Here is a 23,214-nt window from a genome sequence, read left to right as displayed (position 1 = left end):
GGCGGGCCGGCGATCAGGCGAGGTGGAGGGTGACGTCGTGAGCCTGCAGCAGCTGCAGGATGCGCTCGGAGGGCTGGCGGTCGGTGAACAGGGCGTCAAGCTGGGAGAGGTTGCCCTGACGCACCACGGGGTTGCGCTGGAACTTGGAGTGATCGGCAGCCAGGTAGACCTGCCGGGAGTTCTCGATGATGGCCTGGGCGACCCGCACTTCCTGGTAGTCGAACTCCAGCAGCGAGCCGTCCTCATCGATACCGCTGATGCCGATGATGCCGAAGTCGACCTTGAACTGGTTGATGAAGTCGATGGTGGCCTCGCCGATGATGCCGCCGTCCCGGGAGCGGACCTGGCCGCCGGCGATGATGACGTTGAAGTCGTCCTTGCGCTGCAGGATGGCGGCCACGTTGAGGTTGTTGGTGATGACCTCGAGCCCGTGGTGGTCCAGCAGCGCCTCGGCGACCACCTCGTTGCTGGTGCCGATGTTGATGAACAGCGAGGCGTGGTCCGGGATATGGCTGGCGAGCAGCGCCGCGATGCGCTGCTTGGCCTCCAGGTTGAGGGTCTTGCGCATCGAGTAGGCGGTGTTGACCGTGCTCGACTCGAGGCCGGCGCCCCCATGGACGCGGCGCAGCTGCCCCTCGCTGGACAGCCGGTTGAGGTCGCGGCGGATCGTCTGGGGGGTGACCGCAAAATGTTCGGTGAGCTGTTCGATGCTGGCATAGCCCTGGCGGCGGACTAGGTCGACGATGCTGTCTTGGCGCTGCTGTGGGTTCATGCTGACTCCTTGATCGCCAGGATTCTACGCCATCCCATCGGCCGTTGCAGGGGCATATCCCCCTAGCATCATGCGTCGAAAGTCGTAGTGCGATAGCGAGGTTGTCAATTGAGCGCCATCGGCCACTAGCGTAGTCTTTTGATCATAAGCGAACATTTTCGTTGTGGAAAACGAAAGTGCCTTCCGGCTCAACGACACCAGGATGCATCGCCATGGCTTCTTACCTGCTTGCCATCGACCAGGGCACGACCAGCTCCCGGGCGATCCTCTTCGATCGCCACGGGCGCAGCATCGCGACCGCCCAGCGCGAGTTTCCCCAGCAGTTTCCCGCCGACGGCTGGGTGGAACACGACCCCGAGGCGATCTGGGACAGCGTGGTGGCAACCTGTCGCGAGGTGATCGAGCGCCAGGGTGTGGCCCTCGAGGAGATCGCCGGCATCGGTATCACCAACCAGCGCGAGACGACTCTGCTGTGGGATCGGGAAACCGGCGTGCCCCTCTACAACGCCATCGTCTGGCAGGACCGGCGCACCGCCGATCGCTGCCAGTCGCTGCGCGAAGCGGGGCACACCGACCTCGTCCAGGCGCGCACCGGGCTGCTCATCGATCCCTACTTCTCGGCCACCAAGCTTGCCTGGCTGCTCGACAACGTCGAGGGGGCTCGGGAGCGAGCGGAACGCGGCGAGCTGGCGTTCGGCACCGTCGATACCTTCCTGATCTGGCGACTGACCGGCGGTCGGGTGCATGCCACCGATGCCACCAATGCCTCGCGCACGGCGCTGTTCGACATCCATGCGCAGCGCTGGGACCCGGAGCTGCTCGCACTGTTCGACATTCCGGCCAGCCTGCTGCCCGAGGTCCGCGATTCCAGTGACGACTTCGGCCAGACCCGTGCCGATCTGCTGGGCGAGGCCTTGCCGATCGCCGGGGTCGCCGGCGACCAGCAGGCGGCCCTGGTGGGACAGGCCTGCTTCACGCCGGGCATGGGCAAGAGCACCTACGGCACCGGCTGCTTCATGATCGTCAATACCGGGGAGCAGGCCGAGGTCTCCCGCAACCGGCTGTTGACCACCGTGGGCTATCGTCTGAACGGCGTGCCGACCTATGCCATGGAGGGCAGCATCTTCGTTGCCGGGGCCACCGTCCAGTGGCTGCGGGACGGGCTCAAGCTGTTCGCCGACGCCGCCGAGACCGAGTCACTGGCCGGCGAGACCAAGAGCGGTCACAGCGTCTACCTGGTGCCGGCCTTCACCGGCCTGGGGGCACCGCACTGGGATCCCAAGGCCCGGGGTGCCATCCTCGGCCTCACCCGGGATACCGGCATCGCCGAGATCGTCGCCGCAGGGCTGCAGGCGGTCTGCTATCAGACGCGGGACCTGCAGGCATGCATGAGCGACGATATGAGCACGCCGCCAGGAACCCTGCGGGTGGACGGTGGCATGGTGGCCAACAACTGGGTCATGCAGTTCCTCTCCGACATGCTGGGGGTGCAGGTGGACCGCCCGGGAATCCTCGAGACTACCGCCCTGGGGGCAGCCTACCTGGCCGGCCTGCAGCTAGGCTGGTACCGGGATCTCGACGAGATCGCCGCCCTCTGGCACTGCGAGCGCAGCTTCACCCCGGCCATGGACGAGGCGGAACGCGAGCGACTCTATGCCGGCTGGCTCGAGGCCGTGGATCGGGTGCGTTGCTCTCCGGAGCAGGACACCCCAAGTCCCTGATCCGGCGCCACTTGATCACCTCGTGGCGGGAAGAAAGGGGTTGCATTTCCCGTACGAGACAGTAGAATACGCAACCGTTGTCACGGCGAACGTCGCCGCAAACGTAGGACCATAGCTCAGTTGGTTAGAGCGCCACGTTGACATCGTGGAGGTCGGCGGTTCAAATCCGCCTGGTCCTACCAGCGTTTCCCCGGCAACTTGTTGTTTGCAGGACCATAGCTCAGTTGGTTAGAGCGCCACGTTGACATCGTGGAGGTCAGCGGTTCAAATCCGCTTGGTCCTACCAGATCCCGAGACGCCCCCATGGCCCACCGCCATGGGGGCGTCTTCCGTTGTGGCCGCCTGCCCCTATGCCACCAGCCGACGCGCGGGCCGGCGCCGGAAGCGTTGGCTTGATGTCGTCCCTCAGCCGTGTGACCGAGACGATGCCCTGTTGGCGGGCCAGCGTTTTCAGTCGCCCCGACGTTTGAACGCCCTGGCCGGCGAAGGCTAGCTTTCAAGGAGAGGCGGGCGTCTCGCGACAGCTCGCAATGCTTGCCGTTTCCGCGACTGCGGGAGGTGCGCCATGGTGGTAGCTCATCACCTTTTCGAGCTGGCGCTGGACGATGCCACGCTGGAGGGCGATCTGCTGATGCCGGAGCAGCCTATGGGCATCGTCGTCTTCGCCCATGGCAGCGGCAGCAGCCGCTTCAGCCCGCGCAACCAGCAGGTGGCCCGCTTCCTGGCTGACCAGGGCCTGGCGGCGCTGCTCTTCGACCTGCTCACCCCGGACGAGAATGTTATCGACGAGCGTACCCGGGCGCTGCGCTTCGATATCGATCTGATCTCGCGCCGCCTGATCGGCGTTGTGGACCGGGTCAGCCAGGCGAGCGAGACACGCCACTTGGGGATCGGGCTATTCGGGGCCAGTACTGGGGCGGCGGCGGCACTGATTGCCGCCGCGGCAAGACCCGAGCGGGTGAGGGCGGTGGTCTCCCGCGGTGGTCGGGCGGATCTCGCTGGCGATCACCTGGGCTCGGTGCAGGCGCCGACGCTGCTGCTGGTCGGTGAAAACGACCCGACGGTGTTGCGCCTCAACGAGCTGGCACGTCAGCGGATCCCGGGGCGCTGTGAGCTGGTCGTGGTCCCCGGCGCGACCCATCTCTTCGAGGAGCCGGGCACCCTGGAGGCGGTTCAGGAGCACGCCGCCCGCTGGCTGCTTAGATACCTCTGATCCTCGGTAGCGGCGACTTTCAGGTCAGATCGGTGCTGGCGATAAAGACTTTCACCAGCTGCTCGATCCCGTGCTGGTCGGCTTTGCTGAAGCGGCCTCGCTCGGGGCTGTCGAGATCCAGGACCCCCCACAGGCGATCGTCGCATACCACCGGCACCACCAGTTCGGCATTGGAGGCGCTGTCACAGGCGATATGGTCGGCGATGGCGTGGACGTCGTCGATGAGCTGGGTCTCGCGGGTGCGCGCCGCGGCGCCGCAGACGCCCTTGCTGAAGGGGATGGGGTGGCAGGCCGGCTTGCCCTGGAAGGGGCCGAGGGCGAGTAATTCGGGCTCGCGCTGCAGGTAGAAGCCCACCCAGTTGAGCGCCGGCAGTTCCTGCATCAGGAAGGCGCAGGTCTGGGCGCTGTTGGTCAGCCAGTCCCGGTCGTCGAGCAGGGCATCCAGCTGGCGGGCAAGCAGGGCATAGTCGGGGGCGTCAGTGGGCATGGTCACTCCTTCAACGGCCACGGGCCGGCGATATGCCGGCCCGTGGCGATCATGCAACAGTCATATGTCGAGCATCGCTGGCGTCAGCGAGCCTCGACTTACTCCTTCCAGCCGGGGACCGCTGCACCCTTGAACAGTTCCTCGGCCTTGGCGGCGACCTCGTCGCGCTGGTAGGCGTCGACCAGCTGCTGGATGGCTTCGCGATCCTCGTCACCGGCGCGCACTGCGATGATGTTCACGTAAGGCGACTCGGGGCCCTCCTTGACCAGGGCGTCGTCCAGGCTCAGGCCGGCCGGCTGGGCGAAGGTGTTGTTGATGAAGGCCATGTCCACGTCGGGCAGGACGCGGGGCAGCTGGGCCGCCTCGATCTCGCGAAAGTCGAAGTCGTGAGGATTCTCGACGATGTCCAGCGGGGTGGCTTCCAGGTTGCTCGGGTCATTGAGGGTGATCAGGCCCTGGTTGTGCAGCAGGATCAGCGAACGGCCCTCGTTGGTCGGGTCGTTGGGCAGGGCGATGGTGGCCCCGTCCGGCAGCGCCTCGAGGCTGTCGTACTTCTCGGAGTAGGCGCCGATCGGATAGACGAAGGTGCGACCGGCAATGGCGAAGTCGTAGCCGCGGTCCTCGACCATGGACTGCATGTAGGGCTCGTGCTGGTAGGCGTTGGCATCCAGGCTGCCATCGGCCAGGGCGGCGTTGGGCGTCACGTAGTCGGTGAACTCGACGAGCTCGACTTCCAGGCCGTACTCGCGCTCGGCGATGTCGACCGCCACCTGCATGACGTCGGTCTCGGGACCGGCCACGGTGCCTACCTTGATGCTGTGCTCATCGGCATTGGCCTGGCCGATGGCCAGCGTCAGGGCTGAGGCGGCGAGGGTGCCGATCAGGGCGTTGCGCATGTCACTGTCTCCCTAGCGAGGCTGTGTTGATGGTTGCTCGCGATAATAATGGAATAAGCAGTCAATGGGTAATGCTTTTTGGTTATCAGGCAGATCGATTCACTTGTGATCGCTCTTTCGCACCAGGTAATCCCCCAGGCTCTGGAAGCCCTGCACCAGCACCACCAGGATCACCACGGTGATCAGCATGATGGTGGGATTGAAGCGGTTGTAGCCATAGCGGATGCCCAGGTCGCCGAGGCCGCCGCCACCCACGGCGCCGGCCATGGCCGAGTAGCTGACCAGGGTGACGATGGTCACCGTCAGGGCAGTGAAGATGCCGCCCCGGGCCTCGGGCAGCAGCACCTTGGCAATGATCTGCCAGGGGGTCGCGCCCATGGACTGTGCGGCTTCGACCAGGCCAGGCGGGATCTCGTTCAAGGCGCCCTCGACCAGGCGAGCAATGAAGGGGATCGCGGCGATGGTCAGTGGCACCACGGCGGCATTGGTACCGATCGAGGAGCCCACCAGCGCCCGGGTGAAGGGAATGATCGCCACCATCAGAATGATAAAAGGCACCGAGCGGCCGATATTGGTGATCACGCCGAGCACCCCATTGAGAGCCGGCTGGGCGAGAATCTGCCGGGGGCGCGTCACGTAGAGCATCACGCCCAGCGGGATGCCCAGCAGGGCGGCGATCAGCCCCGATACGGCCACCATGTAGAGGGTGTCGAGGGTGGCCTCGAGGATCAGTTCAATCATCGCGCTGGACATGGCCGAGCACCTCCACCTGCAGGTCGTGGGTTTCCAGATAGCTCAGGGCGCGGCGGGTGTCATCCGCGTCGCCCATCAGTTCGGCGATCATCAGCCCCAGGGTGCGGTCCTGGATGGACTCCACCTTGGCCTGGAGGATGCTGACGTCGACGCCGCACTCCCGGGCCAGTCGCGAGATCAATGGCGTGGAGACGGCATCGCCGGAGAAGGCCAGGCGTACCACCGGGTGGCTGTGCGGGCCGGGGGCGGCCTCCAGGCGCTCGATCAGCGCTCGGGGTGGCTCGAGTTCCAGGAAGTCGTTGAGGAAGTCGCGCCCCAGCTGGGTGCGCGGTGCGGTGAAGAAGTCGCCGACCTCGGCCTCCTCGACCAGCTCGCCACCGGAGATCAGGCTGACCCGATGGCAGATCGACTTGACCACCTCCATCTCATGGGTGATCAGCAGGATCGTCAGGCCGAGCTGCTGGTTGATGTCGCGCAGCAGTTCCAGGATCGAGCCGGTGGTGTGCGGGTCAAGGGCCGAGGTGGCTTCATCGCAGAGCAGCACCCGGGGTCGGCTGGCCAGGGCCCGGGCGATGGCCACCCGCTGCTTCTGGCCACCGGACAGCTGGGCCGGGTGCTGGCGCGCCTTGTCGGCCAGGCCGACCAGTTCGAGCAAGGGGGTGACCCGCTCGGCGATCTCGGCCTTCTTCATGCCCATCAGCTCCAGGGGCAGGGCGACGTTGGCGAAGACGGTGCGCGAGGTCAGCAGGTTGAAGTGCTGGAAGATCATGCCGATGCGATGGCGCGCCTGGTTGAGGGCGTCGCCGGTGAGGCCGGTGAGTTCCTGGCCGTCCACCGTCACGCTGCCGGTGGTGGGGCGCTCGAGCAGGTTGACGCAGCGGATCAGGGTTGACTTGCCCGCGCCGGACAAGCCGATCACGCCATGGATCTGTCCCTTGGGCACGTGCAGGTCGACCGTCTTGAGCGCCTCGACGCCGGCGTCTTTGCCCTTGCTGAAATAGGTCTTGGAAACGTTTTGCAGTCGAATCATCTGGGCCACCGAGGTAGCGCCGGGACCGGTGCGGGCGAGCAGGTGAGCGGGCAAAAAAAGGCCACCCTGACGGGTGGCCATCAACGCTGGACACACCCTTTTAGCTGCACTTCACGTCGCGAGGCACGGGGCCCCGCGACGTCGGCGCCCGCAATCCGGGTACAAATCGGCGCCTTCAAAATGTAGCGGGCTATCCTAGGTCTCGAACAAGCGTATGTCAAACGCTTTGGGCCATGTTGAGGCCCGAGGCGCTTCAGGGTGGCGGTTTTTACTGAAAATATCCTTATGGCAGCAAGAATTGCTGTGCATGGGCCGGTGCCACGACCTTGGCGAACGCGTTGTCCCGCCCGGCCCGCTTGATGCGGGCCGACAGCCAGCGGCATGGACGCGGTGGCCAGGGCTTCCCTACACTATCGGCTTTGCGGTCGCCTTCCGGCGGCCCCGGCCACGCGAGAGGAGAGGGCATGTTCACAGGCATCGTGCAGGGCACCGCGGAAGTGGTGGCCATCCAGGAAGCGGAGGCGTTCCGCACCCATGTGCTGGCCTTGCCCCCGGCGCTTGGCGAGGGCCTCGAGATCGGCGCCTCGGTGGCCCACAACGGGGTGTGCCTGACCGTCACCGCCATCGACGGCGAGCGGGTCAGCTTCGACCTGATGCGGGAGACCCTCAGAGTGACCAACCTGGGGCAGCTGGCGGTGGGCGACCGGGTCAACCTCGAGCGTGCCGCCCGTTTCGGCGACGAGATCGGCGGCCACGCCATGTCCGGGCATGTCATGGCCATGGCCGAGCTGGTGGAGCTTGACGAAGCGCCCAACAACCGGCGCCTGTGGTTCGAGCTGCCCCACGCCCTGGGGCGCTTCCTGTTCGACAAGGGCTACATCGGCGTGGATGGCGCCAGCCTGACCATCGGCGAGGCGCGCCAGGCGACAGCCGGACATGGCCCGCGCTTCTGCGTCGACCTGATCCCCGAGACCCTGGCGCGGACCGTGCTGGTGGACCGGGTGCCGGGCGACTACGTCAATATCGAGATCGATCCCCAGACCCAGGCCATTGTCGAGACCGTAGAGCGCGTCCTGGCCGCCCGCGGTCACTGAGGCGTTCAGGCTGCGTTGGCGGTGCGGCTGGCATCGTACCAGGAAGTCACTTATATACAGGGAGTCTCGCCGCACCGGTTGCCCGCGGGCGTCTCGCAACACGAGTCGCCATCCGCTACCATGTGCGGCTTTTCTCGCACCCGGACGCGACATCGCCCCCGCGCAGGACGAATCTCATGCTGAAACGCCTTCTGGACAACCACTTCAAGCTCACCGAGCACGATACCGACGTGAAGACCGAGGTCATCGCCGGCATCACCACCTTCCTGACGATGGCCTATATCATCTTCGTCAACCCGAGCATTCTCTCGGAGTCGGGGATGGACTATGGCGCGGTCTTCGTGGCCACCTGCGTGGCATCGGCCATCGGCTGTCTGATCATGGGGCTGTGGGCCAACTATCCCATTGCCCTGGCGCCGGGCATGGGGCTCAATGCCTTCTTTACCTACGGCGTGGTGCTCGGCATGGGCTACACCTGGGAAGCGGCGCTCGGCGCAGTCTTCCTCTCGGGCTTCACCTTCTTCCTGCTCAGCATCTTTCGCATCCGCGAGTGGATCATCAACTCGATTCCCATGTCGCTGCGCATGGGCATTGCCGCGGGTATCGGCCTGTTCCTGGCGATGATCGCGCTGAAGAACGCCGGCATCGTGGTGGCCAATCCGGCCACCTACGTGGCGCTTGGCGATCTCTCCGAGCCCTCGGCCCTCTATGCGCTGCTCGGCTTCTTCGTGATCACGGCCCTGGCCTATCTGCGAATCACCGGCGCGGTGATGATCGGCATCCTCGGCATCACCATCCTGGCCATGATTCTGGGCCACAACGAGTTCGCCGGGGTGATGTCCATGCCGCCGTCGATCGCGCCGACGATCATGCAGCTGGACCTGGCCGGGGCCTTCGACATCGCCATGTTCAGCGTGGTCTTCGCCTTCCTGTTCGTCGATCTCTTCGACACCTCCGGGACGCTGATCGGCGTGGCCCATCGTGGTGGCCTGCTCGACGCGCAGGGCAAGCTGCCGCGCATCGGCCGGGCCATGATGGCCGACAGTGGCGCTTCCATGGCCGGGGCCGCGCTCGGCACCTCGACCACGACCAGCTACATCGAGTCCACCGCCGGCATCGTCTCCGGCGGGCGCACCGGCCTGACCGCCGTGGTGGTGGCCGTGCTGTTCCTGATCAGCCTGTTCTTCTCGCCGCTGGCCGGCTCCATCCCCGCCTATGCCACGGCCGGTGCCCTGCTGTACGTGGCGGTGCTGATGGCCGGCAGCCTGACCCACGCGGACTGGGACGATGCCACCGAGGCCGCGCCGGTACTGATCTCCGCGCTGGCCATGCCGCTGACCTTTTCCATCGCCGAGGGTATCGCGCTGGGCTTTATCAGCTACGCGGCCATCAAGGCCCTGTCCGGGCGCTTTGGCGACCTGAACCCGGCCGTGGTGGTGCTGGCGCTGATCTTCGCCGGCAAGTTCCTGTTCCTCGACTGACACTGACCAACCGAGAATCGTGATGAGCATCTACGGTGACTACATCAAGTCCGTGATCCGGACCGTCCCCGACTGGCCGCAGTCGGGCGTCAATTTCCGCGATATCACGCCGCTGCTGCAGAACAGCGCCGCCTTTCGCAAGCTGATCGACAGCTTCGTGCACCGCTACCAGGAGATGGATATCGATGCCGTCGCCGCCATCGATGCCCGGGGCTTCATCGTCGGGGCGCCGCTGGCCTACGAGCTGGGCTGCAGCTTCGTGCCGGTGCGCAAGAAGGGCAAGCTGCCGTTCAAGACCATCAGCGAGACCTACACCCTGGAATACGGCGAAGCCGAGGTGGAGCTCCACTCCGACGCCTTCCGCGAGGGCGACCGCATCCTGGTGGTCGATGACCTGATCGCCACCGGCGGGACCATGCTGGCCGCGGCCAAGCTGATCACCCGCACCGGCGGCCATGTGGTGGAGACCGCGGCGATCGTCGACCTGCCGGACCTGAGTGGCTCCCAGCGCATCCGCGATGCCGGCTATAGTGTCTTCTCCGTCTGCTCCTTCACCGAGGACGAGTGACACCGCCATGAGCACCCACCGCTACCACCAGCATTTCACCGTGTCCTGGGACCAGCTGCACCGGGACGTTCGCGAGCTCTGCCATCGTCTGGTCGAGCGCGACTTCAAGGGCATCGTCGCCATCACTCGGGGCGGGCTGATTCCCGCGGCGCTGATCGCCCGTGAACTCAACGTGCGGCTGATCGACACCGTCTGCATCAAGAGCTACGAGGGCATGGAGCAGGGCGGCCTCGAGGTCATGAAGGGCGTCGATCACGACGGCGACGGCTGGCTGCTGGTCGATGACCTGGTCGACACCGGCAAGACCGCCCGCAAGGTGCGCGAGATGCTGCCCAAGGCGCATTTCGTGACCGTCTATGCCAAGCCGGAGGGGCGGCCGCTGGTCGACCAGTACCTCACCGAGGTGGCCCAGGACTGCTGGATCCAGTTTCCCTGGGACATGGGCGTGGCCTATGTCGAGCCGCTGGCCGACCAGGTCAAGCGCTGAGCCATGAGCTGCCCCCTTCCCGACAGCTGGCAGCACTGGCTAGATGGCGAGTTCGAGGCGCCCTACATGCAGGCGCTGCGCGACTTCCTGGCCGCCGAGAAGGCGGCCCGCAAGGTCATCTACCCGCACTCCTCGGACTGGTTCCGGGCCTTCGAGCTGACGCCCCTTGACCAGGTCAAGGTGGTGATCCTCGGCCAGGATCCCTATCACGGTCCGAACCAGGCCCATGGCCTGTGCTTCTCGGTGCGCCCCGAGGTGCGTATCCCGCCCTCCCTGGTCAATATCTACAAGGAGCTGGCCGCAGACGTAGGCTTCCAGCCGGTGAATCATGGTTATCTGGAGAGCTGGGCCCGTCAGGGGGTGCTGTTGCTCAATACCTCGCTGACAGTGGAGCAGGGCAACGCCGGGTCCCACCGCGGCAAGGGCTGGGAGACCTTCACCGACCGCGCCATCACCGCGGTCAACGAGCACGCCGCCCCTTCGGTTTTCCTGCTCTGGGGCAGCCATGCCCGCCAGAAGAAGGCTTTGGTGGATACCCGCCGGCATCTGGTGCTGGAGTCACCGCATCCCTCGCCGCTCTCGGCCCACCGGGGGTTCTTCGGCAACCACCACTTCTCCCGGGCCAACGCCTTCCTGGTCGAGCATGGCCGGACGCCGATCGACTGGCAGCTGCCCGAGACTCCCTGACCGGGGCGGCCGCGACAGGCCGGCCTCGGCCAGCTTAACCTGGCGGCGGGATGCGGTTAGAATGGCGCCCGATTTGCACATGCCCGGCATGTGACAAAGGCTGCCATCGATCCAATCCCCGCCGAAGAGGTCCGCCATGAGCGTTCATGCCATCCAGCACCCCCTGGTCCAGCACAAGCTGGGTCTGATGCGCGAAGCCGGCATCAGTACCAAGAGTTTCCGTGAACTGGCCGGCGAGTTGGCCAAGCTGCTCACCTACGAGGCGACCCAGGACCTCGAGCTGGAGACGCGGGAGATTGCCGGCTGGAGCGGCGAGCCGATCCCCGTGCAGCAGCTCAAGGGCAAGAAGGTCACCATCGTGCCGATCCTGCGCGCCGGCCTCGGTATGCTCGAGGGCGTGAACGACCTGATCCCCAGTGCCCGGATCAGCGTGGTGGGCCTGTACCGCGACGAGGAGACCCTCGAACCGGTGCCGTATTTCTCGAAGTTCGCGGGCGACCTGGACGAGCGCATGGCCATCGTCATCGACCCGATGCTGGCCACCGGCGGCACCATGGTAGCGACCCTGGACATGCTCCGTGACCGGGGCTGCAAGCACATGAAGGTGATCGTGCTGGTGGCCGCCCCGGAAGGCATCAAGCGCGTGCAGGCCTCCTACCCGGATATCGAGATCTACACCGCCGCCGTGGACGACCACCTCGACGAGAACGGCTATATCGTGCCGGGGCTCGGTGATGCGGGGGACAAGATCTTCGGTACCCGCTGAGGCAGCCCGCGCCCTGGCTGGCCGACCGGCATCGCGCCGGTCGGCCACGTCTTCGGTCTGCCGGGGGCGACGCCAACGCCGGCACCTGGCGGGCGGATCTACTGCTGGTGGCCACTGGACGGACACCCAATACCGTGGCCCTGAACCTGGCCAGCATCGGCGTAGAAACCGTGCGTGGGGCGATTCTAGTGGATGAGCACCTCAAACCACGGCACCGAGCCTCTACGCCGCCGGTGACTGCACCGATCAACCGGAATTTGTCTATGTCGCCGCCGCCGGGGGCAGCCGGGCCGCCGTCAACATGACGGAGGGCGACGCCACCTTGGATCTCAGTGCCATGCCGGCGGTGGTCTTCACCGATCCCCAGGTGGACACCGCTGGCCTGACGGAAGCCGAGGCGCTCGCGCAAGGCTTCAGCGTGGAGTCCCGCGTGCTTGACCTGGAGAACGTCCCGCGAGCGCTGGTCAATTTCGACACCAGTGGTTTCATCAAGATGGTGGCCGAACGTGACTCGGGGCGGTTGCTGGGCGTGCAGGCGGTGGCCGGGGAGCTGATCCAGGCGGCGGTGATGTCGCTACGCGCCCGCATGACGGTGCAGGCCATCGGCGACGCATTGTTTCCCTGCCTGACCATGGTGGAAGGCCTCAAGCTTTGCGCCCAGACCTTCACCAAGGACGTGACGCAGTTGTCCTGCTGTGCGGGGTGAATGACTGCCTCGCTGGCTCCTGTCCACTCCTTGTCACCGTACCATGGTACGGCCTGTAAACTCTTTTCGGAGACTGCGCAGGTGCCGGCATGAGCGACATGACCATCGGCAAAGTAGCCCAAGCGGTGGGGGTTGGGGTCGAGACGATTCGCTTCTACGAGCGACGCGGGCTCATCGAACAGCCGCTTCGCCCCAAGAGTGGGGGGTATCGGGTCTATCCAGATGAGACGGTGCAGCGGGTGCAGTTTATTCGCCGCGCCCAGCATCTCGGGTTCTCCCTGCGCGAGATCGCCGAGCTGCTCTCGCTGCGTGCCAGCCACGGCACCGATGCCATCGAGGTTCGGCAGCGAGCCACCGCCAAACTCCAGGATGTGGACCACAAGATCGAGCGGCTCCGGCATATCCGTCGAGGGCTGATGGCGCTGCTCGACCGCTGTCCCGGACAAGGCCCATTGCGGTGCTGCTCCATCATCGACGCCCTGGAGCACGACCAGAGGCTGGCCAGCGAGCCGGCCGAGCGAAAGGAGCCTGACATGCAGACAGTAAGACTCACGATCAAGGGCATGCACTGCGATGGGTGTGCGGAGATCGTCCGCCATGTTCTCGAGCAGCAGCCGGGGGTCAAGGGGTGCTCGGTCTCCCATGAAAACGGCGAGGCCAAGGTGGCCGTCGACACCAGTCAGACCTCCGGTGAGCGGCTCGCCGAGGCGGTGCAGGGCGCCGGGTATTCAGCAAGCCTCGTGACAGAGGCAGGCTAGCGTCTTGGGGTTTGCAGCTGCCTTGCCGCTGGCCGCCGGACTCGGGTTGCTGGGCTTCGTCGAGCCCTGTTCGGTCGGTAGCCATCTGCTGTTCATCCGCCATCTCGAACGGCTGCCTCGCCGAATGCAGGCAGTCCAGACGCTGCTGTTCACCCTGAGCCGGGCCGCGTTGATGGCCGGGCTCGGGGTGCTCGCGGCACTGATCGGCAGTGCGTTCATGGGGCTTCAGCACGGTCTCTGGGCCCTGCTGGGAAGTCTCTATGCGGGCGTGGGACTGCTGTACCTCGGTGGGCGCGCGCCCTGGCTCCTGGCCCGCGTGAACCGCTTCCTGCCACGCCTCTCCGGGACCCCGGGCAGCCTGGGGCTGGCCTTCTCCTCGACGTGAGGGCTTGACCGGCTCCACCTCTGCTGTGCCTCTGTAGCGTTGCCCATTGAAACCCATTGGCGCTTGACCCTGTAGCAAAGTACGGCCCCTATCCTTGACGCATGACCTCATTTTCACCACGAGGCAGGCGATGCGTGCGACAGCGTCAACCACAATCGAGGAAGGCCTCCAGCCCTGGAGTCTGGAATCCACCGGGGAGCCGCAGATCCAGCGGGTGAGGGCGCATATCGGCGGCCTGCACTGCTCGCTGTGCACCGGCACCATCGAGCGCGCTCTGGGACAGAAACCGGGGGTACGCCGCGTGGCGGTCAGCCTCACCCACGAACAAGCCCTGGTGGAGTACGACACGCGCGAGAATAGCGCCGAGACGCTGATGGGTACCCTGCAGGCTATCGGCTACACCCTTAGCGACCCTCGCAAGATCGAACCCTACGCTCACCAGGAGCGCGAGCTGGCTCGTGAACGCAATCGCTTCCTGGTGGCACTGGCCACCAGCCTGGCGGCGGTGGGCCTTATCGTCGATCCTACGTCGCCCTGGACCCTGGGGCTATCCACCCTGGTCTACGTCAGCCTGGTGATCTTCGGCTATGCCGTCCTGCGTGGCCAGGGCACCCGAGTCGCCCTGGGCGGTAGCGCGCTGTTGGCTCTGGGCGGGCTGGTCCTGTTCGCGCTACGCGCCGGGAGCCTGCTGGCGGGCCAGGAGGCGATCTTGGTCGCGATCCTGGCGGTGGCCATGGTGTTCGGTATCGCACGGCAGATGCTGGTCATGGCCTATCAGGCGCTGCGCCGCGGCATTCTCAACCAACACGTACTCGTGGAAATCGGGGCCTTCGCAGGGTTGGTCGGCGGCGGTATCGGTCTGGTGCTGAGGCCCGACGGCTACCCCACCGCCGCCTTCTTCGCCGTCTCGGTCATGGTGCTGACCTACCATCTCTTTTCCGAGTGGCTCTCGCTGATCGTCAAGACCCGCCGCTCCCAGTCGGTACGCCGCCTGCTTGACCTCCAGCCGGAGACCGCCCACGTCATCAGCGAGGGCGGCGACCGTGACCTGCCGGTGGCACAGGTAGAAACCGGCATGCGGGTGCGTATCTGCCCCGGCGAGCGTATCCCGGTGGACGGCGAGGTCATTGCGGGCGACTCGGCCGTGGATCAGTCGCTGGTCACCGGCGAGCCGCTGCCGATCGAGAAGACGGTAGGCGATGTGGTGGTCGGCGGCGCCATCAATGGCAGCGGCACGCTGGTGGTGCGGGTGACAGCCACCGGCGAGGCGAGCTTCCTCCAACAGGTGGTCCGCAGCCTGGAAGATGCCCGGGCACTCAAGCCGGGCCTGCTGCATCTGGTGGACCGGGTGCTGCGGGTCTATACCCCCACGGTGCTGATCGTCTCGGCACTGGCCTTCGTGTTCTGGATGAGTGTGCCGCTACTCTGGGGAAGCACGTCCGACCTGGAACGGGCCGTGTTCGCCGCCTTGACAGTGCTGGTGATGGGCTATCCCTGCGCGGTGGGCATCTCCGCGCCGCTGTCCATCGTGCGGGGCGCCGGCGAGGCGGCCGATCATGGCGTGCTGATGCGCACCGGCGAGTCCTTTCAGGCCCTGCGACGCGTAACCACCGTGGTGTTCGACAAGACCGGCACCCTGACCGAGGGCCGCCCCGCGGTACGCGACATCAGCAGTGTCGATGGCGACGACGCCACCCTGCTGTCGCTGGCGGCTGCGGTCGAGTCCGCCTCGGAACATCCCCTGGGGCGTGCCGTGGTCGAAGCGGCTCTGTCTCGGGATCTGGCGATTCCCGATGTCGACAGGTTCCAGGCACACGCCGGCCAAGGCGTCACCGCGCAGGTGGAAGGCGAACCGGTATCGGTAGGCAGTCCGGCCTTTCTCGTCGAACAGGGCATCGCCCTGGCATCGGTGAGCGATGGCATCGAAAGCGCCGAGCATCAGGGCCACACGGTCATCGTCGTCGCCCGTGGCGAACAGCTGCTGGGGGCCATTGCCCTGGGTGACGGCCTGCGTACCGATGCCGCGGAGACCGTGCACCGGCTCCACTCCCTGGGCATCGAGACTGCATTGCTGACCGGCGACAACGAACGCACCGCCCGGCATATCGCCGGCTTGGTGGGCATCGACACCGTCCACGCCGGCGTACTGCCGGAGCAGAAGGCCGACGTGTTGCGAGAGATGCAGCACGGGGAGCGGGTGGCCATGGTCGGCGACGGCATCAACGACGCCCCGGCGCTGATGCAGGCGGACGTGGGCATCGCCATGGGCAGCGGCACCGACATCGCCATCGACGCCGCCGACATCATCATCCTCAACGCACAGGTGAGCAGCGTGGTGACCGCCTGGCGGATCAGCCACTGGGGGTATCGCAAGATGCTGCAGAACGTCTCGCTGGCGTTCCTGTTCAATGGCATTGGCATTCCGCTGGCATCTACCGGCCTGATCTACCCGGTGTGGGCCATGGTGGCCATGGCCGCCAGTGTGACCGCCATCTTCGTCAACTCCCTATGGCAACGGCCGGCACTGCTGTTCGATGCCGTGGCCAGCGTACGCTCGAGAGTGCCGTGAAGCCATGCCTCGGCCTATTCGCAATGATTCCACCACACTTACAGCATACAGGGCTCATATTCACCGATTCAGGCATATGAAGGAGTAGAAAATGATCCAGGCAACCTCCCACAAACCTTCCTGGCTCAGAGCTATCGGCATCGGGATCGCGGTATCGGTGTTGACCGCCATCGTGATGGTAGCCTTGCTGAAAACCGGCGTCTCGCCTTTCCCGAAGCCACCTTCCTTGGCCTTCGCCGAGACCCTGCTGGGCCGGTCCCTGCCCTTACCGGTCGGTCTGCTCTTTCATACGGCTTATGTGACCTTCTGGTCGGTGGTGTTCGTGCGCTATTTCCCGCGCAAGACCCTGTTGACCGCGCTGGGTCTAGCCGCCGTGCTATGGGGGGTGATCCTGGTGGTGTTCTTCCCCGTGGTAGGCTGGGGAGTTGCGGGTCTGGCGATCGGTCCTCAGCTGATTCCGGCCTCCGCTCTGCCGCACTTGTTGTTCGGCCTGCTGCTGTGGGGACTGGACCGTTACTTCGGCAACTAATGCCTGCGCGTAACCAGGAGGCGTCATGACAACGATCGATACCCACACGCTGCGAGACTGGCAGAGCCGCGGCCGGGATTTCATTCTGGTGGATACCCTGCCGGCCGATAGCTTCGCCAAGGGGCACCTGCCGGGCGCCATCAATATCGTGTCCGACGACATCCTCAACGAAGCACCCCGATGGTTGCCCGACAAGCAGGCGACCATCGTCGTGTACTGCGCCAGTGAAGACTGCAAGCGTGCCGGTCGTGCCGCCGAACGCCTGGCCCGCCTCGGCTATACCGAGGTCTACCACTATAGGGGCGGTAAACGGGCCTGGCTGGCTGACGGCTTACCACTGCAAGACTGACAGGGATCATGTCCCATGCGCGGCTGCGTGGAACGATACCAATCCTGGATCTACCTGATCAGTATCTTGGGGGGCTTGGCCATCGGGCTGGGCCAGCCGGACATGACATCCCGGCTGGAAGCCTTCCTCTGGCCGCTGTTTGGCAGTTTGCTCTATGCCACCTGATCCCAGGTTCCCTTGACGCGGATCGACCAAGGGATGAAGGGTTGGCGCTTCCTGGCAGCCCTGTTGCTCGGCAACTTCGTGGTGATTCCCCTCGCCCTGGGAGGGCTGTTGGCCCACCATCAGGGTATCGCCGTCCTGGATGCCGACGCCTTCCATGCTATCGTCGATGACGGTCATGAAGAAGCTGGCTGCGGGGCGCTTCACTAGCCTCTCGTTGAAGACCAGGGGGCGCCCGACGTAGCCCTCCGCTGGAGAAGGAAAGCCGGAGATGCCCACGCAGATGGTGGTCAGCGGGTGAGGCAGGGCGCGGTACGTCGGTGCTGGGCAGTCGGTGCTGGGCAGATGGTAGATCTCGGGGTCACGCCGGCGACCTGCGCCATGCTGACGTACTTGCTGACCACGCCCTTGGAGAGGCCGCAGGCCCGAGCAATCGTCTCGTGGCTGAGGCCGACGTCGTAGTTGAGGCGCAACACCTCGGTGATGGTTCGCATGGGAAACCTCGGTACTGGCATGTCCCCTCCAGGGGCCAAGGCAAAAGGAGGGATATGCCGTAAAAGACCGAATCATTCCAGCGAGTTAGGTGAGATTCCGGGAACGTGGCCGGTGATTCCGGCATCGTGACCGCGGAGTCCGGGGAAACAGGTCGACATCGGTCACGATGAAACGGAATAGTCGGTCACGATAGATCGGAACGGGCGGTCACGATGGCGCGGAAGACGCACCGGTCTCGTGCCGGCAGGCCGCGTCCTGTCCAGCCCCTCCCTGTGCGTGTCCCATCCACCAAGGTGGCGAGACCGTCGCCCTCGCAGAGCGTAATCGCCATGGTCTCCTCGATCAGCAGCCAGCCCATTGATCTGCGGGTGCCTGTGGGTCGGCTCGCGATACAGATCTGATCCGCAGACCGGTGTCCGCCCGGATCCCCTCCGCCACTTCAGCCCCGATAAACTGCATAGATCGACGACGGGGCGGTACCAGCACTTCCTGTACTGCCCAGTGCGCCCCCCCCCTGGCATTGGCCTATTCTTCGGCTGTTTCTTCATTATGTTCGAATTCGATCACTGGCGAGCATTCACTTCTCGAGCGTATGTTTCCCACCCACAGCATTGCGGTCTTGGACAAAAGTTCAATGCAGCCATAAAAACGTTACTAATCAGGTGTATATATTCGGTAGCCCGGCATTATCCAGGGGTCGGTGTCGGTTTTCGGTTGTTTACATTTGTGGTGGTATCCGAATCTCGGCTAGGGTTCCCTCAGTCGTTCCCGAATACCCTCAACAACAACGAAAGCCGAGAACCGTATGTCCCTGATCCTTGAACACATCGATCGTGTGGTCGGCGGCGAGACGCACATCGATGGGCTGAGCCTCGAGCTGGAGCCGGGTTCCTTCAACGTGCTGCTGGGCCGCACCCTGTCCGGGAAGACCACGCTGATGCGCCTCATGGCCGGCCTCGATACCCCGTCTCGCGGCCGGGTGCTGATGGACGGCGAGGATGTCACCGGCCGCTCGGTGCGCAAGCGCAATGTCTCGATGGTCTACCAGCAGTTCATCAATTACTCGAGCCTCAGCGTCTACGACAACATCGCCTCGCCGCTCAAGCTGGCCAAGGTCGAGCGGCGCGAGATCGACCGGCGGGTCCGCGAGATCGCCGAGATGCTGCATATCGAGGCCTTCCTCGACCGCCTGCCCCTGGAGCTGTCCGGTGGCCAGCAGCAGCGCACCGCCATGGGCCGCGCGCTGGTCAAGGACGCCGATATCGTGCTCTTCGACGAGCCGCTGGTGAACCTCGACTACAAGCTGCGCGAGGAATTCCGTGAGGAGTTGCGCGCGGTGTTCAGCGAGCGCAACTGCATCGCCGTCTACGCCACCACCGAGCCCGCCGAGGCCCTGGCCCTGGGCGGCAATACCGCGGTTCTCCACCAGGGGCGACTGCTGCAGTATGGCCGCACCGAGGACGTCTACCACCGCCCCCGGGACATCCTCACCGCCGAGATGTTCTCCGAGCCCCCGATCAACATCGTCGAGGGCATCGTCTCCGGCGCGGAGGTCACCTTCGACAGTCGCCTGCATTTCCCCATCAACGACGACCTGCGCTCGCTACCCCCGGGGGAATATCGCTTCGGCGTGCGGGCCTCGCACATCTCGCTCACGCCCAGGGCCGAGGATGACATCGAGGTGCAGATGATCGTCGACCTGGCCGAGATCAGCGGCTCCGAGACCTTCCTGCACGTGCACAACGAGCGCTTCCACATGACGGTGCATCTCGAGGGCGTGCACGAGTTTTCGGTCGACGCCCCGGTGACGCTCTACTTCCCGACCCACAAGGTCTATGCCTTCGACCGGCAGGGCGCCGTGGTGCATATCCCGACTCACCTGGGAGGCATGTGAGATGGCCGAGATCACCCTGAAATCCCTCGCCCATACCTATCTTGCCGATCCCGCCTCGCCCGAGGACTATGCCATCCGCGAGATGGATCACGTCTGGCACCAGGGCGGGGCCTATGCCCTGCTCGGGCCCTCCGGATGCGGCAAGTCGACCCTGCTCAATATCATCTCCGGCCTGCTGGAGCCCTCGAGCGGTGACGTGCTGTTTGACGGCCAGCGGGTCAATGCGCTGCCGCCCGAGGCGCGCAATATCGCCCAGGTTTTCCAGTTTCCCGTCATCTACGACACCATGACGGTCTACGACAACCTGGCCTTTCCGCTACGCAACGTGAAGACCCCCGAGGCGCGGGTCCACGAGCGGGTGATGGAGGTCGCCGACGTGCTGGAGTTGACGGCGCAGCTCAAGCGCAAGGCCAAGAACCTCACCGCCGACGAGAAGCAGAAGGTCTCCATGGGCCGTGGGCTGGTGCGCGACGATGTCTCGGCGATCCTCTTCGACGAGCCGCTCACCGTGATCGACCCCCAGCTCAAGTGGAAGCTGCGCCGCAAGCTCAAGGAGATTCACCAGCGCTTCGAGATCACCATGGTCTACGTCACCCATGACCAGCTCGAGGCCTCCACCTTCGCCGACAAGATCGCCGTGATGTACGAGGGGCAGGTGGTGCAGTTCGGCACCCCGCGCGAGCTGTTCGAGACCCCCAATCACACCTTCGTGGGCTACTTCATCGGCAGCCCCGGCATGAACTTCCTCGATGTCGCCTTGCGCAATGGCCGGGTGATGGCCGGCGACACGGCACTGGCGGTGGGGCAGGGCGTGCGTCGGGCCATCGACACTGCCCGCTCGAGCAACGTCAAGCTGGGCATTCGCCCCGAGTTCATCGAGGTCCACCAGTCCCCGGTGGAGGGCGGCATGGAAGCCGAGGTCGAGCACGCCCAGGACCTCGGCACCTACTCCATCGTCTACCTCAAGCTCGGCGATACCGCCCTCAAGGCGCGTATCGAGGAGGATCAGCCGACCCCGACCGGGCGGGCCTTCCTGCGTTTCCCCGACGATCGCCTCGGCCTGTACGTCGACGAATACCGCGTGGAGATCGACCATGACTAAAGTCCGCAACAACCGCGCATGGTGGTTGATCCTGCCCATGCTGCTGCTGGTGGCCTTCTCGGCCATCATCCCGCTGATGACCGTGGTCAACTACTCGGTCCAGGATGTCTTTGATGCCAACACCCGCTTCTTCACGGGGACCGAGTGGTTCAAGGAGATGCTCAACGACCCGGCCCTGCAGGCCGCGGTGCTGCGCCAGTTCGCCTTCTCGCTGACGGTGCTGGCCATCGAGGTGCCACTGGGGATCGGCATCGCCCTGATCATGCCCAAGAAGGGCTGGCAGGCCTCGGCGGTGCTGATACTCGTGACCATGCCGCTACTGATCCCCTGGAACGTGGTGGGCAGCATCTGGCAGATCTTCACCCGCGGCGATATCGGCCTGATGGGCTGGAGCCTGCGCGAGCTGGGCTACGGCTACAACATCACGGCAAGCCCGGTGGATGCCTGGGCGACCATCATCCTGATGGACGTCTGGCACTGGACGCCGCTGATCGCGCTGCTCTGCTACAGCGGCCTGCGCTCCATCCCCGATGCCTACTACCAGGCCGCGCGGATCGACCGGGCCTCGAAGTGGGCGGTGTTCCGCTACATCCAGCTGCCCAAGCTGACCAACGTACTGGTGATCGGCGTGCTGCTGCGCTTCATGCACTCCTTCATGATCTACGCCGAGCCCTTCGTGCTCACCGGCGGGGGCCCCGGCAGCTCGACCACCTTCCTCAGCCAGTCGCTGACCACCATGGCCATCGGCCAGCAGGATCTCGGCCCCTCGGCGGCGTTCTCGCTGATCTACTTCCTGATCATCCTGCTCGTCAGCTGGGTGTTCTACACCGCGATCATGAACATGCAAAAGGACAAGCAGGATGGGGAGGCCTGACATGACCGATTCGATGCCCACCACCCCCGAGGCCGTGCGCAAGCGTGCCGCCTCCGCCGATGCTCGGCGCCGTCGCCAGGCACGCCCGCTGAGTCGCCAGTGGCGCAAGCGAGGCCTGATGGCGGCCTACATCGTCTTCGTGCTGTTGCCGATCTACTGGCTGCTCAACATGTCCTTCCAGTCCAACACCGAGATCCTCGGCGGACTGACCCTGTGGCCCGAGGACTTCACCCTCGAGCACTACGCCAAGATCTTCACCGACTCGAGCTGGTACATGGGCTATGTGAACTCCATCACCTATGTGGTGATGAACATGGCGATCAGCATCGCGGTGGCCCTGCCGGCGGCCTATGCCTTCAGCCGCTACCAGTTCATTGGCGACAAGCACCTGTTCTTCTGGCTGTTGACCAACCTGATGGCGCCGCCGGCGGTATTTCTGCTGCCGTACTTCCAGCTCTACTACACGGTCGGGCTCTTCGATACCCATATCGCCGTGGCCCTGGCGCACTGCCTGTTCAACATCCCCCTGGCGGTGTGGATCCTCGAGGGCTTCATGAGCGGCGTGCCCAAGGAGATCGACGAGACGGCCTTCATCGACGGCTACAGCTTCCCGAAGTTCTTCGTCAGGATCTTCATTCCCATGATCAGTTCGGGGATCGGCGTCACGCTGTTCTTCCTGTTCATGTTCTCCTGGGTCGAGCTGCTGCTGGCCAGCACCCTGACCGCCACCAATGCCCAGCCCATCGCCTCGGTCATGACTCAGACCAAGGGCGCCTCGGGGATCGACTGGGGGGCGCTGGCCGCCGCCGGCACCCTGACCATCCTGCCGGGCATCGTCGTCGTCTATTTCGTTCGCAACCACATCGCCAAGGGCTTCGCCCTGGGCCGGACCTGAGGAGGACGCGATATGGAATGGATGGTCTGGACCACGCCGACCACGATCTTCTTCTCGACCATCGCGGCCATGCTGGCCGGCATGACCGCCTGGGAAGTCGCCTCACCTTCGATCGAGCGCAAGGGCTTCCTGCCGATCGCGACCACGCGGGGAGACCGGCTGTTCATCGGCCTGCTCTCCGCCGCCTACATCCATCTGCTGGTGGTGGGGTTCACGCCGCTGAGTATCTGGCTCGCCCTGGGTGCCTCCATCCTGTGGATGCTGGTGTTGATGCGCTGGGGCTGACAGCACGCATGGAACCGAACGTTCACGGATGAACGACCACGACGATCCAGGGCAATGCAATTGGTTGTCGAGGGGCGACGGGGACAGGTCGAAGAGGGGGCCTACGCCAGGGGTGAGGAGCACTGCTCCGAACGGGCTGGCCATGGATGGCCAGCACCGGCCCTGCAAGCGAAGCGGGACGCGAGAGCGCCGCAGGGCGTCGGTAGCGCCCAGGGAAGGGTTCACAGCGCCCCCTCGCAGACCTGTCGACGGACCA

Annotated in this window: 25 protein-coding genes, 2 tRNA genes and 1 pseudogene; 21 read left to right on the top strand and 7 right to left on the bottom strand. The window is 65.1% G+C overall.

Annotated elements, in window-relative coordinates:
* Positions 1–13 precede the first annotated feature (13 nt).
* Positions 14–772 (bottom strand): DeoR/GlpR family transcriptional regulator, encoded by a 759-nt coding sequence (locus EKG36_RS16330; RefSeq protein ID WP_126486022.1) that lies wholly within the window; start codon positions 770–772, stop codon positions 14–16.
* A gap of 212 nt (positions 773–984) precedes the next feature.
* On the opposite strand from EKG36_RS16330, the gene glpK reads away from it, so the two are divergent.
* The 4 genes from glpK to EKG36_RS16310 all read left to right on the top strand — a co-directional run bounded on the left by glpK (position 985) and on the right by EKG36_RS16310 (position 3,706).
* The gene (gene glpK, locus EKG36_RS16325; protein ID WP_126486020.1) at positions 985–2,493 is read left to right on the top strand and encodes a glycerol kinase GlpK; all 1,509 of its coding nucleotides are present in this window, start codon (positions 985–987) and stop codon (positions 2,491–2,493) included.
* Between the two features lie 105 nt (positions 2,494–2,598).
* Positions 2,599–2,675: transfer RNA gene (locus tag EKG36_RS16320), tRNA-Val, on the top strand.
* Positions 2,676–2,702: 27 nt separating this feature from the next.
* Positions 2,703–2,779, top strand: a tRNA-Val gene (locus tag EKG36_RS16315).
* Positions 2,780–3,058: 279 nt separating this feature from the next.
* Complete coding sequence (locus EKG36_RS16310) at positions 3,059–3,706, top strand: dienelactone hydrolase family protein (RefSeq protein WP_126486018.1); 648 nt, start codon at positions 3,059–3,061, stop codon at positions 3,704–3,706.
* 19 nt (positions 3,707–3,725) lie between these two features.
* Here EKG36_RS16310 and EKG36_RS16305 read toward each other — a convergent pair whose 3' ends face one another.
* The 4 genes from EKG36_RS16305 to EKG36_RS16290 all read right to left on the bottom strand — a co-directional run bounded on the left by EKG36_RS16305 (position 3,726) and on the right by EKG36_RS16290 (position 6,872).
* Positions 3,726–4,193, bottom strand: coding sequence for a GAF domain-containing protein (locus tag EKG36_RS16305; RefSeq protein ID WP_126486016.1), 468 nt, complete (start codon positions 4,191–4,193; stop codon positions 3,726–3,728).
* Positions 4,194–4,291: 98 nt separating this feature from the next.
* Positions 4,292–5,089 carry a MetQ/NlpA family ABC transporter substrate-binding protein gene (locus tag EKG36_RS16300; protein ID WP_126486014.1) on the bottom strand — a complete coding sequence of 266 codons (798 nt, stop codon included), beginning with the start codon at positions 5,087–5,089 and terminating at the stop codon, positions 4,292–4,294.
* 99 nt (positions 5,090–5,188) lie between these two features.
* On the bottom strand, positions 5,189–5,842 hold the full coding sequence (locus EKG36_RS16295) for a methionine ABC transporter permease (protein ID WP_126486012.1): 654 nt from the start codon (positions 5,840–5,842) through the stop codon (positions 5,189–5,191).
* Positions 5,823–6,872, bottom strand: coding sequence for a methionine ABC transporter ATP-binding protein (locus EKG36_RS16290; protein WP_126486010.1), 1,050 nt, complete (start codon positions 6,870–6,872; stop codon positions 5,823–5,825). The genes EKG36_RS16295 and EKG36_RS16290 overlap by 20 nt, the downstream gene beginning before the upstream one ends.
* Before the next feature lie 464 nt (positions 6,873–7,336).
* Here EKG36_RS16290 and EKG36_RS16285 point away from each other — a divergent pair, with 464 nt between their 5' ends.
* The 12 genes from EKG36_RS16285 to EKG36_RS16230 all read left to right on the top strand — a co-directional run bounded on the left by EKG36_RS16285 (position 7,337) and on the right by EKG36_RS16230 (position 17,251).
* A complete protein-coding gene (locus tag EKG36_RS16285) occupies positions 7,337–7,966 on the top strand; it encodes a riboflavin synthase subunit alpha (RefSeq protein WP_126486008.1) in 630 nt (209 codons plus the stop codon).
* Between the two features lie 176 nt (positions 7,967–8,142).
* Complete coding sequence (locus tag EKG36_RS16280; RefSeq protein WP_126486006.1) at positions 8,143–9,447, top strand: NCS2 family permease; 1,305 nt, start codon at positions 8,143–8,145, stop codon at positions 9,445–9,447.
* Positions 9,448–9,469: 22 nt separating this feature from the next.
* A complete protein-coding gene (locus tag EKG36_RS16275) occupies positions 9,470–10,015 on the top strand; it encodes an adenine phosphoribosyltransferase (protein WP_126486004.1) in 546 nt (181 codons plus the stop codon).
* A gap of 7 nt (positions 10,016–10,022) precedes the next feature.
* Positions 10,023–10,502, top strand: a complete 480-nt coding sequence (gpt, locus tag EKG36_RS16270) for a xanthine phosphoribosyltransferase (RefSeq protein ID WP_126486002.1) — start codon at positions 10,023–10,025, stop codon at positions 10,500–10,502.
* Between the two features lie 3 nt (positions 10,503–10,505).
* Positions 10,506–11,189 carry a uracil-DNA glycosylase gene (gene ung, locus EKG36_RS16265; protein WP_126486000.1) on the top strand — a complete coding sequence of 228 codons (684 nt, stop codon included), beginning with the start codon at positions 10,506–10,508 and terminating at the stop codon, positions 11,187–11,189.
* A 136-nt stretch (positions 11,190–11,325) separates the two neighbouring features.
* Complete coding sequence (gene upp / locus EKG36_RS16260) at positions 11,326–11,955, top strand: uracil phosphoribosyltransferase (protein WP_126485998.1); 630 nt, start codon at positions 11,326–11,328, stop codon at positions 11,953–11,955.
* A 322-nt stretch (positions 11,956–12,277) separates the two neighbouring features.
* Complete coding sequence (locus tag EKG36_RS21120) at positions 12,278–12,661, top strand: NAD(P)/FAD-dependent oxidoreductase (RefSeq protein ID WP_425459608.1); 384 nt, start codon at positions 12,278–12,280, stop codon at positions 12,659–12,661.
* Between the two features lie 89 nt (positions 12,662–12,750).
* A complete protein-coding gene (locus tag EKG36_RS16250) occupies positions 12,751–13,419 on the top strand; it encodes a MerR family transcriptional regulator (RefSeq protein WP_126485996.1) in 669 nt (222 codons plus the stop codon).
* 4 nt (positions 13,420–13,423) lie between these two features.
* Entirely contained in the window at positions 13,424–13,804 is a 381-nt protein-coding gene (locus EKG36_RS16245) for a hypothetical protein (protein ID WP_126485994.1), read from the top strand.
* Positions 13,805–13,934: 130 nt separating this feature from the next.
* Positions 13,935–16,373, top strand: a complete 2,439-nt coding sequence (locus EKG36_RS16240) for a heavy metal translocating P-type ATPase (RefSeq protein WP_126485992.1) — start codon at positions 13,935–13,937, stop codon at positions 16,371–16,373.
* A 91-nt stretch (positions 16,374–16,464) separates the two neighbouring features.
* A complete protein-coding gene (locus tag EKG36_RS16235; protein WP_126485990.1) occupies positions 16,465–16,902 on the top strand; it encodes a hypothetical protein in 438 nt (145 codons plus the stop codon).
* 25 nt (positions 16,903–16,927) lie between these two features.
* Positions 16,928–17,251 carry a rhodanese-like domain-containing protein gene (locus tag EKG36_RS16230; RefSeq protein ID WP_126485988.1) on the top strand — a complete coding sequence of 108 codons (324 nt, stop codon included), beginning with the start codon at positions 16,928–16,930 and terminating at the stop codon, positions 17,249–17,251.
* 6 nt (positions 17,252–17,257) lie between these two features.
* Here EKG36_RS16230 and EKG36_RS20615 read toward each other — a convergent pair whose 3' ends face one another.
* Together EKG36_RS20615 and EKG36_RS20845 are read right to left on the bottom strand one after the other, a co-directional pair.
* Entirely contained in the window at positions 17,258–17,620 is a 363-nt protein-coding gene (locus EKG36_RS20615; protein ID WP_246007539.1) for a S24 family peptidase, read from the bottom strand.
* Between the two features lie 155 nt (positions 17,621–17,775).
* Positions 17,776–17,928: pseudogene (locus tag EKG36_RS20845) on the bottom strand (IS21 family transposase); the annotation flags it as partial.
* Positions 17,929–18,713: 785 nt separating this feature from the next.
* Between EKG36_RS20845 and EKG36_RS16215 the strand changes: the two are divergent.
* The 5 genes from EKG36_RS16215 to EKG36_RS16195 are packed head-to-tail and all read left to right on the top strand — an operon-like array spanning position 18,714 to position 22,958.
* Positions 18,714–19,802 carry an ABC transporter ATP-binding protein gene (locus EKG36_RS16215; RefSeq protein WP_126485983.1) on the top strand — a complete coding sequence of 363 codons (1,089 nt, stop codon included), beginning with the start codon at positions 18,714–18,716 and terminating at the stop codon, positions 19,800–19,802.
* A gap of 1 nt (position 19,803) precedes the next feature.
* On the top strand, positions 19,804–20,904 hold the full coding sequence (locus EKG36_RS16210) for an ABC transporter ATP-binding protein (protein WP_126485981.1): 1,101 nt from the start codon (positions 19,804–19,806) through the stop codon (positions 20,902–20,904).
* Complete coding sequence (locus tag EKG36_RS16205; RefSeq protein ID WP_126485979.1) at positions 20,897–21,778, top strand: carbohydrate ABC transporter permease; 882 nt, start codon at positions 20,897–20,899, stop codon at positions 21,776–21,778. Before EKG36_RS16210 ends, EKG36_RS16205 begins: the two co-directional genes overlap by 8 nt.
* A 1-nt stretch (position 21,779) precedes the next feature.
* The gene (locus EKG36_RS16200) at positions 21,780–22,673 is read left to right on the top strand and encodes a carbohydrate ABC transporter permease (RefSeq protein ID WP_221766104.1); all 894 of its coding nucleotides are present in this window, start codon (positions 21,780–21,782) and stop codon (positions 22,671–22,673) included.
* Positions 22,674–22,685: 12 nt separating this feature from the next.
* Positions 22,686–22,958, top strand: coding sequence for a DUF2160 domain-containing protein (locus EKG36_RS16195; protein ID WP_126485977.1), 273 nt, complete (start codon positions 22,686–22,688; stop codon positions 22,956–22,958).
* Positions 22,959–23,214: the final 256 nt, after the last annotated feature.

It is taken from the genome of Halomonas nitroreducens (assembly GCF_003966155.1).
Lineage (GTDB): Bacteria > Pseudomonadota > Gammaproteobacteria > Pseudomonadales > Halomonadaceae > Halomonas > Halomonas nitroreducens.
This window is presented reverse-complemented; position numbering and strand designations above follow the sequence as displayed.